At 37.1% G+C, this 13,217-nt stretch carries 11 protein-coding genes; 4 read left to right on the top strand and 7 right to left on the bottom strand.

The window, feature by feature from the left end; all coding sequences use genetic code 11:
- The first annotated feature begins 260 nt into the window (after nucleotides 1–260).
- On the top strand, nucleotides 261–1,907 hold the full coding sequence (locus tag ABYT26_RS08145; protein ID WP_372752717.1) for an NAD+ synthase: 1,647 nt from the start codon (nucleotides 261–263) through the stop codon (nucleotides 1,905–1,907).
- A gap of 157 nt (nucleotides 1,908–2,064) precedes the next feature.
- Entirely contained in the window at nucleotides 2,065–2,781 is a 717-nt protein-coding gene (locus ABYT26_RS08140; protein WP_372752715.1) for a Crp/Fnr family transcriptional regulator, read from the top strand.
- A gap of 96 nt (nucleotides 2,782–2,877) precedes the next feature.
- Here the strand turns inward: ABYT26_RS08140 and ABYT26_RS08135 are convergent, their stop codons facing one another.
- Nucleotides 2,878–5,352, bottom strand: coding sequence for a bifunctional UDP-N-acetylmuramoyl-tripeptide:D-alanyl-D-alanine ligase/alanine racemase (locus ABYT26_RS08135; RefSeq protein ID WP_372752713.1), 2,475 nt, complete (start codon nucleotides 5,350–5,352; stop codon nucleotides 2,878–2,880).
- Between the two features lie 10 nt (nucleotides 5,353–5,362).
- A complete protein-coding gene (locus ABYT26_RS08130; protein WP_372752711.1) occupies nucleotides 5,363–5,953 on the bottom strand; it encodes a thymidine kinase in 591 nt (196 codons plus the stop codon).
- 212 nt (nucleotides 5,954–6,165) lie between these two features.
- On the opposite strand from ABYT26_RS08130, the gene ABYT26_RS08125 reads away from it, so the two are divergent.
- Both ABYT26_RS08125 and rsmI read left to right on the top strand, forming a co-directional pair.
- Nucleotides 6,166–6,804 carry a hypothetical protein gene (locus ABYT26_RS08125; protein ID WP_372752709.1) on the top strand — a complete coding sequence of 213 codons (639 nt, stop codon included), beginning with the start codon at nucleotides 6,166–6,168 and terminating at the stop codon, nucleotides 6,802–6,804.
- 2 nt (nucleotides 6,805–6,806) lie between these two features.
- Nucleotides 6,807–7,520 carry a 16S rRNA (cytidine(1402)-2'-O)-methyltransferase gene (gene rsmI / locus ABYT26_RS08120; protein WP_372752708.1) on the top strand — a complete coding sequence of 238 codons (714 nt, stop codon included), beginning with the start codon at nucleotides 6,807–6,809 and terminating at the stop codon, nucleotides 7,518–7,520.
- Nucleotides 7,521–7,557: 37 nt separating this feature from the next.
- Here the strand turns inward: rsmI and ABYT26_RS08115 are convergent, their stop codons facing one another.
- From ABYT26_RS08115 to ABYT26_RS08095, 5 genes are all read right to left on the bottom strand, one after another.
- Nucleotides 7,558–8,622 (bottom strand): PorP/SprF family type IX secretion system membrane protein, encoded by a 1,065-nt coding sequence (locus ABYT26_RS08115; protein WP_372752706.1) that lies wholly within the window; start codon nucleotides 8,620–8,622, stop codon nucleotides 7,558–7,560.
- Between the two features lie 211 nt (nucleotides 8,623–8,833).
- Nucleotides 8,834–11,380, bottom strand: a complete 2,547-nt coding sequence (locus ABYT26_RS08110; RefSeq protein ID WP_372752704.1) for a gliding motility-associated C-terminal domain-containing protein — start codon at nucleotides 11,378–11,380, stop codon at nucleotides 8,834–8,836.
- A gap of 17 nt (nucleotides 11,381–11,397) precedes the next feature.
- The gene (locus ABYT26_RS08105; RefSeq protein WP_372752702.1) at nucleotides 11,398–12,117 is read right to left on the bottom strand and encodes a hypothetical protein; all 720 of its coding nucleotides are present in this window, start codon (nucleotides 12,115–12,117) and stop codon (nucleotides 11,398–11,400) included.
- Nucleotides 12,118–12,127: 10 nt separating this feature from the next.
- Nucleotides 12,128–12,862, bottom strand: coding sequence for a hypothetical protein (locus ABYT26_RS08100; RefSeq protein WP_372752700.1), 735 nt, complete (start codon nucleotides 12,860–12,862; stop codon nucleotides 12,128–12,130).
- A gap of 11 nt (nucleotides 12,863–12,873) precedes the next feature.
- Nucleotides 12,874–13,217: hypothetical protein (locus ABYT26_RS08095; RefSeq protein WP_372752698.1), on the bottom strand; the 344-nt coding region annotated here is incomplete at its 5' end.

Here is a 13,217-nt window from a genome sequence, read left to right as displayed (position 1 = left end):
GTCTCTCAAAAATATTAAAAATAAGTGAAGAGGAGTTGAAAAATCACAAATTCCCTATGGCAACAGGTAAATCATTCACAAACTATTTTTTCAATCGATTCATTTTGCAGAAGAGAGAAATACCTATTCCATATTTTTATCACTAAATTTGTTCTGTTGTAAAAAGCAGACGTTGAGACAATGAATTTGTAAAACCAAGAAGGCAGATAAATGATCTAAGCACTTCTCCCCGATAACTTTCGGGGCACCTATCAGTAAGTATGAAAATAGCATTAGCACAATTAAACTACCATATCGGTAATTTTGAAAGCAATACCGAAAAAATAATATCGTCTATTGAAAAGTCGCGCAAAAACAAAGTTGATTTGGTGATTTTTTCAGAATTGGCCATTTGTGGATATCCTCCCAAAGACCTTTTAGAACGAAAAGAATTTATTGAAAGGTCGGAAATTGCTCTGCAAAAAGTCGCAGAGCATTGCATCGATATTGCAGCCGTAGTTGGAGGTCCTTCGGTAAATCCACATCCCAAAGGAAAAAACCTGTACAATTCGGCCTATTTTATTGCCAATGGGAAAATAAAGAGCATTCACAATAAAACTTTACTTCCCAACTATGACATTTTTGATGAGTATCGTTATTTTGAGCCCAATACGGAATTTTCGTTGGTAGAGGTAAAAGGCAAAAAAATTGCCATTACGATCTGCGAAGATTTGTGGGAAAAACAGCCTGTCGACAACAATTTTGCCAAATCGGAACTGTATACTGTTTCTCCGATGGAAGAATTAAGCAAATTAAAACCCGATTTTGTGGTAAATATTGCAGCTTCTCCATTTTCTTACAATCAGCAAGATTTGCGCACAAACATCCTTCAATCAACAGCTAAAAAATATGGCATGCCCATTTTTTACGTCAACCAAATTGGAGCACATACCGAACTCATTTTCGATGGCGATTCTTTGGTAATCAATTCCAAAGGAGAAGTCGCTACCCGCTTAAACTATTTCGAAGAAGATTATCAAATTATTGAATCAAACGATATTGAAACACAAAAGGCCGAGCCTCGAAATGTAGATTACATCGAAAAAATTCATGATGCCCTGGTATTAGGATTGAAAGATTATTTCGGAAAAATGGGATTTACAAAAACCACTCTTGGCTTATCGGGTGGTATCGATTCTGCGGTAACGGTTGTTTTGGCGCAACGAGCTTTGGGCAAAGAAAATGTTCGTGTATTCTTAATGCCTTCGAAATTTTCATCCGATCATTCCATTAAAGATGCCGTTGATCTGGCTAATAATCTCGGAATAGAGTATGATATTGTGCCAATTCAAGATATTTTTCTTGAATTTCAAAAATCATTGCAACCTATTTTTGGTGATTTACCCTTTTCGATAGCAGAGGAAAATATACAGGCACGCATACGAGGAACATTGGTAATGGCCCTATCAAATAAATTTGGACACATTCTTTTGAACACCTCGAACAAAAGCGAAACTGCTGTTGGCTATGGAACCTTGTATGGCGACATGAATGGTGGCTTATCGGTTTTAGGCGATGTCTACAAAACAGATGTATTCAAACTGGCTTGGTTCATGAACAAGGACAAAGAGGTAATCCCTGAAAACTCAATTATTAAGCCACCTTCTGCAGAATTGCGTCCCGATCAAAAAGACTCTGATTCTTTACCAGATTATGATATTTTGGATGGTATTTTGTTCAGATATATAGAAAAAAATATGTCATCAGATGAAATTATACAAGATGGTTTTGAACCTGCAACAGTAAATAAAACAATTCGCATGGTGAATATGAATGAGTACAAAAGATTTCAAACACCACCTATTTTACGCGTTTCATCAAAGGCATTTGGTTTCGGCAGAAAGATTCCTTTAGTAGCAAAACACTAGGCTTTGGGTATAAATACCTACATAATAGTATGTTGTCGAACATCACACTAATAATGAATTATTTCTGTAATCATTTTTTCATCTCATTTCATTTATATACTTTTGAAGTGTTTTAAAACATACAACGTTTTTTAAAATTCAATATTCCACTATGTGTATGATTGAGAATGAAAGAAAGTCTAGAGAGAATATTTGTGGGGAAGTAATAAACAATCCAAACTCTGTATTTAATGTTCTTACTCCTTCTGAAAAAGAAGAATTACTTGCGAACATGACCTGTTCTTTTTTTAAGAAGGGCGAGTACATCTACAAAGAAGGTGAAAGACCACTAGGACTTGTTTGTTTATCAAAAGGGAAGGTAAAAGTTTTTAAGGAAGGAGTAGGCGGTCGAGAGCAAATTGTTCGCATGGCTAAACCCATTGGCTTTATTGGATACCGGGCACTTTTTGCAGAAGAAAATAACATCGCATCTGCCGTTGCTATTGAAGATTCAATTACCTGTACGGTAAGCTATGAATTAATTCTTAAACTGATTCGATTGAATGCTGAACTTTCTTTATGCATCATACGTTCTCTATCAACAGAATTAGGATTTTCGAACAACAGAACCATCACCTTAACACAGAAACACATTCGTGGAAGATTGGCTGAATCACTTCTTTTTCTTCGCGACACTTATGGTTTTGAAGAAGATGAAGCAACAATTAAAGTATACTTATCTCGGGAAGACATTGCGAATTTATCAAATATGACCACTTCCAATGCGATTAGAACTCTTTCGACTTTTGCCAGCGAAAATGTAATCTCTATCGATGGCCGAAAAATAAAAATTCTCGACAAAGTTCGACTTGATAGAATTAGTAAATTAGGATAATCTCATCTCCATAAATTATAGAAAGCCACATCAGTATGTGGCTTTTTCTGTCTATCATCTACCCTATTAGTCTAAAGAGTAGCAAATCGGGATTAGTTACTCCTGAAAATAAATACGTTTTACACGCCGCGAAATAGTGGTGAGAATTTCATAAGGAATGGTGCCCAGTTGCTCGGCCAATTGAGTCACAGGATAATGGTCACCAAAAATAAGAACCGAATCGCCTTCTTTGGCATTGATATTTGTAAGATCGATCATGCTCATGTCCATGCACACATTACCAACAACAGGAGCAAACTGCCCGTTCACCAGCACTTTTCCAAGGCCATTTCCCAGCCTACGATTGAAACCATCGGCATAACCTATGGGAATAACACCAATGCGTGTATCGCTCTTCAAACGGCCTTTTCGACCATATCCAACGGTACACTCTTTCGAGATTTCCTTAATTTGAGAAATGGTGGTTTTTAAACTACTAACATTCATCAATTCACGCTGATGAAGGCTACTTACCCCGTAAAGACCAATGCCCAAACGAACCATTTCGAATTGTGCCTGAGGAAAACGCTCAATTCCAGCGGAATTTAAGACATGCCGAATAATAGGATAAGGGAATTGGGTTCGAATTTGCTCACTCCATTGAGTAAATAATTCGATTTGCTGAGCTGTAAACTCATCGTGCAGCTCTTCGTCAGCTCCCGCTAAATGCGAAAAAACTGAGGCAATCAAAAAATGATCGTTGTTCACAATTCGCTGCAAAAGGAGCTCAATATCTTGCTGAACAAAGCCCAAACGATGCATTCCAGTATCTAATTTGATATGAATGGGATAACCTTTAACTCCATTTCTTTTTAAAGCCTTCTCAAATTCCAGGCAAATTGCATGATTGTAAATCTCTGGTTCAAGATGATATTCAATCATCGTATCGAAACTGTGAGGTTCGGGATTCATTACCATAATGGGAATGTTAATACCCGAATTGCGAAGTTCTACCCCTTCATCGGCTATGGCCACCGCCAAATAATCGACCCGATGATATTGCAGTAAATTGGCTATTTCGCTGGATCCACTTCCGTAAGAAAAAGCCTTTACCATTACTACCATCTTGGTAGAAGGCCGCAATAAAGACCGAAAATAGTTCAAATTGTGAACCATAGCATTCAAGTTCACCTCAAGAACAGTTTGGTGCGCCTTATATTGGAGTGCATTGGAAATACGTTCGAAATGAAAATTCCGAGCACCTTTTATAAGTATCGTTTCGTTTTTAAACTGATTTCGATTCAAGTCGGCCAAAAAAACCTCTGTTGACCGATAAAAAGATGCTGGACACGTGAATCGCTTAGCCTGCGAAGAAATGCCTTCGCCAATACCAATTAAACGAGTAATTTTCTTTTGCTGAAGTAACTTAGCGATAGCTTGATAAAGCTGAGCATTCGTATAGCCCGACTGAAAAATATCGGACAGAATAAGGGTTTTGCTTTTTTCTTTCTGTTGCTGATTCATCAAATCGAGGGCAATTTCTAATGAACCTAAATCAGAATTATAGTAGTCGTTAATTAAAGTGCAATTGCCTGTTCCCTCTTTTATTTCTAAACGCATGGCTATGGGCTCTAATTGCAGAAAAGCTTTTCGGATAGTTTGGTCGGCCACAGCCAGATTCAGCAAACAAAGCCAACAGGTAATAGCATTCTCGATAGATGCTTTATCGGTAAAAGGAAAGCTTACTTCCCGTTCTTTATTTTTATATCTAGCCCTAACAAGTGTCTGATTTTTGTTTGTCTGCACCGAGACAACCTGCAAATCGACTTTCTGATTTCTAGCCCAGGAAATTAATTCTTTTTGCGCACCATAAAGCCTTGTTATAGATTCATGCACATTCGCCTGGTCGGCGCAATAGGCAATGGATTGGCAGGAAGCAAAAAGTTTTAGTTTCTCATCCAATTTTTGCTCCTCGTTCGCAAAATTCTCACGATGAGCCTCTCCTAAATGAGTGAATATTCCAAAACTTGGTCGAATGATATTGGCCAACTTTTGCATTTCGCCTACTTGCGAAATTCCAGCTTCAAAAATAGCCAAATCTGCTTCCTTATTCATGTTCCAAACCGAAAGTGGAACCCCTACTTGCGAATTGTAACTTTTGGGACTTCGTACAATGGAATATGATTCGTTAAGCAACTGATACAACCATTCTTTCACAATTGTTTTCCCATTACTTCCAGTGATAGCAATTACTGGATAAGAAAAATTCATTCGGTGATTTTCGGCCAGCTTCTGCAAAGCTACGAGGCTATCCTCTACACAAATAAATGCTGCTTCAGGGTAATTATCGAGTTGAATTGCCTCCTGCTCACTCACCACAAAGGCGCGCACACCTCGTTGGTATAAATCTTTAATGTAGGAATGACCATTGTGTCGTTTTCCTACCAAGGCGAAAAAAAGACTTTCTTCTGGAAGTTGCAAGGATCTGCTATCTATCGACAAAGATGTAATGATATGATGGCCAAATCCGAAGAATTGTCCTTGGACAATTTCAGCAACCAACTGAATAGGATATGATTGTACAGCAGACATTTATGGCTACTTATTTGTTTGAATTTTTATGATATATTTTATAATAACAATTACGACAAAGAGGTTCATATTCTGTTTTTTCACCCAAAAGAACCAAACTTTCAGTGTCGGCCAAACGATGAGAATAGTTGGCTAGATTTCCACAACGCATGCAAACAGCATGCACTTTGGTCACGTATTCGGCAGTAGCCATAATATTGGGAATAGGACCAAAGGGTTTTCCTTTAAAATCCATGTCTAAACCCGCAACAATAACGCGAATTCCCTGATTAGCTAGTTCGTTGCAAACATCAGACAAACCAGAATCAAAAAACTGAGCCTCATCAATTCCAATTACATCTACATTACTTGCAAGCAGCAATATATTTGCTGAAGTCTCTACTGGAGTAGATCGAATGGAATTGGCATTGTGCGAAACCACCTCATCTTCAGAATATCTCACATCAATATGAGGTTTAAAAATCTCAACATTTTGACGGGCAATCTTTGCACGATTCAATCGCCGGATCAACTCTTCGGTTTTGCCCGAAAACATTGATCCAACAATGACTTCGATCCATCCATTACTGCCTGCTCTATTAATATCATTTTCAAGAAACATGTAGTTAACTTTAGCTTATTTTACATAGATAGACAAAAATAGGAAAACACTTTCATACTTGCATTACTGAAGGAGTAAACTTTTAAACAATGCCGAGTTAAAATATTTTCCTATTGAAGTGGAAAAATCAAAGCAAGCAATCATTAGAAAAAAAATAAACTTTACTTTTGTAAATTAGAGCCAGCAATTCTAAATTTCATAAAATTCGGATCATGGATAATAAAATAGTGATACAACTTCTTAAAAATAAAACGGAAGAAATTCAAAGTTTGTTAGCGTATTTTGCCAAACAACCAGCCGATGTAAACGATAGTATTGAACTGTTAGAAGCAAGAATTCAAGGTTTACAAAAAGATTTTGAAATTTTGAAAAAGAATTGCGAATCAAATTCTGTAGAAATATTTTCATCAGTAAGCAAGGAAGAAGATACTGCCAAGGAGTCGCAATATATAGATGAAAAGACAGAAAAGAAAATAAGTCCTGAAATCGATCAGGAAACCAAAGCTATATATCAGGCTGATGTAGAAGCTCCAGAAGAAAAAATAGAGACTAAAAAAGAATCATCCTTGACTAAGGAAGAACCTTTAACGGAACACATTCAATTAATTGGAGAACAAATTTCCGCCCATAAATTGGAAGACATCCAATCTGCCATTGGAATAAACGATCGATTTTTATTCACCCGAGAGCTTTTCGAAAACAACGCAGAGGAATACAATACAGCTATTACCTATGTGAATAAAGCCGACCGTTTTGAAACAGTATTGAATTGGATAAAATCTGAAAAACAATGGGATTTAGAAGACCCAACTGTAGCTCAATTTATTGATATTACCAAAAGAAAATTTTAAACATGTCGAAATTATACCTCGTTCCTACTCCAATTGGAAATTTAGAAGATATTAGCCTGAGAGCCATAAACATTTTAAAAAGTGTTGATTTAATTTTAGCCGAAGACACCAGAACATCAGGTTTTCTACTAAAACATTACCAAATTTCGAAACCCTTACACTCGCACCACAAGTTTAACGAACACAAAACTGTTGAAAACATTGTAAATCGGCTGAAAGCAGGTGAAACCATCGCTTTAATTTCAGATGCCGGAACCCCTGCAATTTCAGATCCTGGTTTCTTTCTAGTGAAACATTGCGTTGACCAAGGTGTTGAGGTGGAATGTTTACCTGGCGCTACAGCTTTTGTTCCCGCCTTAGTAAATTCCGGTTTACCAAACGATCGTTTCTGCTTTGAAGGATTCTTACCTCAGAAAAAGGGCCGAAAATCGAGATTAGCCGAACTGGTAGAAGAAACAAGAACCATGATTTTTTACGAATCGCCTCACCGTTTGGTAAAAACTTTGGAACAATTTGCCGAAGTAATGGGCACAGACAGAAAAGCATCGGTATCTCGTGAAATAAGCAAGTTACACGAAGAAAACGCTCGAGGAACACTTGCTGAATTAATCACTCATTTCAGTTCTAAAACAGTTAAAGGAGAAATTGTAATTGTTCTAGGTGGAAAGGTTATCGAGAAAAAGAAAAAAGAATACATTAAAAAAGATAGACAGTAGTCAGTGGTAACTGGTAACTGGTAACTGGTAACTAAAATTAATCTTCGTGAGAAAACTTAGGACATGAAATAGCTTTGTCGCCCAGTTTTTTCACTTTTTGACGACGTTTTAACTTCCTTATTTCCCTTGGATTTGAATAATTATAATTATAAGTAAGAGAAATTTCTAATCCACCTCGGTTTGATGACGCAGTTTGAAGATCAGAAACATTAACGTCGTAACTAATCATGAATTTTAAACGATTTTTCTCGTAGCCAAAAGCGGGAATAATATCTTGAGTAAAACGATACCACAAACCGTAATGCAGAATACTTCCTTTCTCACCGTAAAGCATCATAAAATTCACTCCAGCAATCCACTCATCTGCACTACTTTCGGTTGTATACATAAATTCAGGCTTAGCATATAATCGATTAGACAATCTGGATTCAACACCACCATGCCAGGCAAATTTTCTTTCTAGATTGTTAGTCACATTATCTTCCCCATAAAAGGATTCACTAGGTTCATTGATATGACTCAATGCCCATCCCATAAAATATTTCGATTTTCCTTTAAAATAGGTAATCATTGTACCTGCAGAAAAATCAAAATAAAAAAGGGATTGAGACGCATAATTTTCACTATTATAATAAGAATCAAACTCACCATCGTCCCACTGATCTCCAAAAGTCAACTTACTAAAATCTACAGACTTATTAATTAATTCCAGTCCTAACCCAGCATGCACAAACAAGGTATTTCCAGCGTTTAAACTTTTATTTAAAGAGCCTGAAAACATTATTTGAGTTGTTTTTAGGCCTCCGTCTCCTGCTTTATCGTTAAAAACCATTCCTCCAACACCAATCCATGAAGAACTTAATAACTGGGTGGACAGCTTACCATCCACAAAAACAGCTTCAGAAACAAAAGGTGTAGTAACACTGTTCCACTGATTCCGGTAATTCAATCCACCACGAAGGTTATAATCTGAATTACCAGTTAAAGCTGGATTTAACAATAAAGGTATTGAATAGAATTGAGAAGAGTGCACACGTTGAGCAGAGACTTGAAAGGCTCCGAACAAAAACATCAATATAAGAACTATTGCAATTTTTCTCATACGCAAGATTACAGGGGATCTCGACTACTGGAGCAGCTATTTCTCCTCTTGATAAAATCCTAAGCAAAAATATAAAAAAGGGTAATAATTCTCTATTACCCAATGTGAAATATTTTATTTTACATTTGCTTTTTACGACAAAATAATCTGGTTAAATATAATTAATCCGATAAAGTTTAACAGTAATAATAAAATTTATTCATCACCAATTTTAACGTAGTAGTGTAATATTACCTTGCTTTTTCATTGAACTACCATCTGTAAAAGTAATACTAAGAAAATAAACATATACATCCATGTCTTGTTTCTCTCCTTTATAAGTTCCATCCCAACCTTCGGTTTCACTTGTCATCCGAACAGATTGAAATACTCTATGTCCCAATCGATTATATATAATAACGGTCATTTCTTTTATTTCATCAACATCACCTCTCAAGTACAACACATCATTATTTGAATCATTATTTGGCGAAAATGCTGTAGGCAAATCGACTACATACTGACTACTACTAGTATACGTAATATTGATTGTGTCTCTTCCTGTACAACTTTCAGAATTTATTACTTCAACCCAATATTCACCAGTTGTTTCTACTGTTATACTTTGGGTAATATCATCGGTAGACCAGATATAAACACTACCAGTATTTTCGGCATCTAAAGTTACAGTTTCACCAGATTGTAAGGTAAGATCCTCACCCAAATCAACAATAGGAGTAGGATTTACTGTTAAATCAACACAATCTTCTTCAACATTACCATAAGGATCAGTAACTGTTACGCAATAGCTTCCTGATTCATCAACTAAGATTCCACTTTCTGTTGATCCCGAAGGAGACCATAAATAAGTTGGATCGGAAGTAAATGTTCTATCAACAGTCGGAGTAAGATAAACTTGATCCCCTTCACAAATTTCGATATCATCACCTAAATCAACTGTGAAACTATGACCTTCCTTCATGATTACACTTATCTCATCGGTACTGCTACATCCGAATTCATCGACAACCATAACAGAATAAACATTTTCTTCACTTACGGTTATAGTCTGAGTATCTTCACCTGTATTCCATTCATAACTACCACCAGTTCCGTCATCTCCAGCATCTAAGGAAGCTGTTTCTCCATCGTAAAGTGTGATATCATCACCCAAATCGACAATTGGCAAAGCATGAACTGTAACTATAATTTCATCAGTTTTTGAATTTCCATCCTCATCCATTACCGTAACCGAATAAGTTCCCGATTCAATCACTGTTAAGGTTGAAGTACCCGCACCATTAGACCATAGGTAAGTATAATTTTGTGAAATGGTTGGGTTCGGGTTCAACACCAATTCATCACCAGCACAAATATCCTCATCCGCACCCAGGTCGATAGCAAATACATCATTAATGCTACTAACTACAATGGTATCTCTTCCAATACAGCCATATGAATTGGTAACAGCTACACTGTATTCATCACTAGTACTCACCACAATAGTCTGACCTGTTTCATCGGTAGACCACAGATAGCTTAAACCTTCATTTTCGGCATCAAGCGTTTTTGTTTCGCCTTCGGCTAAGGTATAATCCTCACCCAAATCTACAACTGGAGCATTCACCACTGTAATCTCGATAGATGTCGATGAAGTTTTTCCTGTATCTGTATCAGTTGCTGTTACAGAATAGGTTCCTGTTTCGAAAACTGATAATGTAGATTCTGTTGTTCCATCGGACCATAAGTAAGTATATGTTCCATCAAAATCGATGCTTGGAGTTAATTCCACAGTCTCCCCTTCACAAATTGTAAGATCGCTACCAAGAGTCACCACAAAGGATTCAACTACAGTAATATTTGCATAAACAGTATCACCCACACAACCAAATGCCGTACGCTCTATCAATTTTATTTGATAATCGCCAGGAGTATTTCCCCATTGAAGATCGAAACTTAATTCGCTGGAATAATTATCACTAGATTGTGTTGTTGTTTCATTGGCTATTGTTGCCCCACTTGGAATAAAAAGATCGTAATCTTCTATCTTTAAAATTGTTGCTGTATAGGATTGGATAGTCCCAGCTTGTATTACGGCGGTATAATCACCAAATTCGGTTCCTGGCAAGGCCATTACATCCACCTCTAAAGTTTGATTATCTGCATCTTCTTCTACTGCAATACCAGATACCGTTTGAGCATCAACCAATACAATCTCTGCCCGAGATGTTTTACTCGAAGTATTTACAATCTCAACATCAAACTCAAAACTATCTTCATTGATCTCATCGGCTCCATCGGGTGTTTCCGCAGGAGAATCGTCTACTGAATATTTAAAAGTCCAAGGTTTAGGTCCCGAATACAAAACAGTAAGCGTTAATATGCCACCCTCATCACTTCCATTATTCGCCGAACAAATATAAGGAACATCTAAATCTTCGAAAACTGCCGTTGGGGAATCCCCACTAACTATTACGGTCATACTCAAAGCATCACCATAACAAAGGGTGGTTGAATCTTTAGGATAAACAGTCACCTCATAAGTTCCCTCTTCGGAAAACACGTAATCGCCCGATTCAAATGTTTTGGAAGTAAGTTCTTCTTCAGAACCTGTGGTTGTATAAGTTACCGACCAATTGTATTCGTAGTTAGCTACTTCATCTACTTTAAAATTAAGAGAGCTTCCCTTTTCTACATATTGCTGTGCCACAACAGCCCATCCTCCCAAAAGGATGGCTATTGCAGTGAGCAGTGTTTTATGTAGTAAGGTTCGTAGCATATATCTTAATGTTTAACTTAATTCAAAGTAAGATTTGTAATCACTGGTTTTGAATAAACAGTAACACTTCTAATGTTGTCACTTTCATCACTGTCAATAGCAATGGTAGAACCATCAGCAGTAGTACCACCTGTTATTTCAATACTTACGGTCTGACTCGCACCCGTTACATTTTCAAAATCAGAAATAGAGAAAGTTCCCGTTAAAGGAGTTGTATCGCCGGTAGCACCAAAAGTTTTGCTTCCAACAATTTCGACTCCGTACTTATCAGTTGAGATATAGTTTATCACAAAAGGAGCAACTCCTCCGCTTATGGTAATGTCGAAGTCGTAGGATGTAGCATCCTCTCCTGAAAGCAGAGAACAAGTTACCACACTTTCGTTAGCAGAAACATCGGCAAATAGTACCGAGGCATCGCCAACAATGGTTACATCCACATAAACGAATTCACTGGAACAGTTCTCGGTATCGTAAACCTGCGATCGCAATCGATAGGTTTCCCCGATGGTCAAATCCCAGCTGATACTTACCGTTGCACCTGTTTCAGCAGAAAGATCCTTCACAGTAACATCCGACATGTCGACCAATTGCCACTGGTAGTGATCAACCGAAGTCCCTGTATCGGGATTTGCAGTATAAGTCTTTGTAGAATTATAGCTCACAGACTGAGTCTGCTGGGCTTTGGAAAGCCCAACAAAACAGAGTGTAAACAAAATTACTGTGAATATCTTTTTCATATTAATTTACTTAGAATGTAATAGTTGGTATTGCAGGAATTGGATTCACAGTAATTACAAAATTTTCATCACCAGAAGCTGGAGTAAATTCAACCCCTTTGCTATCAGTCACCTTAAGAATGGTAACAGTAACACTGGTGAAACCAGGATTTACAGCATCAGCAATAGTAATTGCAGGGATGTTAAAAGCATTAGATCCTGAAACAATAGTAGCCAATTCAGTACTTCCACTATCTATTTGGTATTGAACTTCCATATCATAGTAAGTTGCATCTGGAGTAGTTCCACCGAGAGTAACATCTAGTGTAATTTCCATTCCCGAAGCAATATTTGCATCATCGGCACAATAAACCGATACTGTTGCTGTTGTATTGAATGCAACTACATAGTCGTTTGTAGCTACATCTACCTGAATTACATATTGATTGGTACAAAGTGTTGCATCATCTGTAGTAATCACTTTTACATAGAAGGTTCCTTGTGTATTCCAGGTAATTGACTTCTCAAAATCTGAAACAGAAGACAAATCAAAATCACCAGCTCCAGATACCAATTCAGCACCCGAATCATCAAGAACAGTCCAAGCTGGAGTTTCGCCGGTTGTTGTTGGAATAGTATAAGTATAAGTACCTCCGGCCACAACACCTGTTTGTGTATTATCAGCAGTAGGAGCCTGTGCATATGAACTACTAAATAGTCCAATGGTAAAGCACATTACGAGCAAAGATTTTAGCAGATTTTTCATATTTAAAGTTTTTAGTTTGTTACAGTTATTATAGGTTTTGCCGGTAAAGCAAATATTGTTCTTGTGTGAATATCTTCTCCGGATACCACTGTTAATGTACCTCCATATTTATTGGTTGCACTTACAATGGTTATATTATTAATTGTTTCAATATCTTCATCTTCAATGATGCCCACTACTGTGAACATGTTATCCGCATATTCAATAGTTGCGGTTTTATCTTCAGTATCACCATCTAAGCGATAGTAAACTGTTATTGGGTATTGAGATTCTGGTAACTCGGTACTGGAATCGTACATGGCTACCACTTCGGTAGCAAATTCATTATTTCCATCAGGACAATCGCTTGATGTTA

This window comes from Labilibaculum sp. (genome assembly GCF_041595635.1).
In the GTDB taxonomy this organism is placed as follows: domain Bacteria; phylum Bacteroidota; class Bacteroidia; order Bacteroidales; family Marinifilaceae; genus Labilibaculum.
The sequence above is the reverse complement of the archived record's forward strand: the minus strand, read 5'-3'. Positions and strand labels throughout refer to the sequence as shown.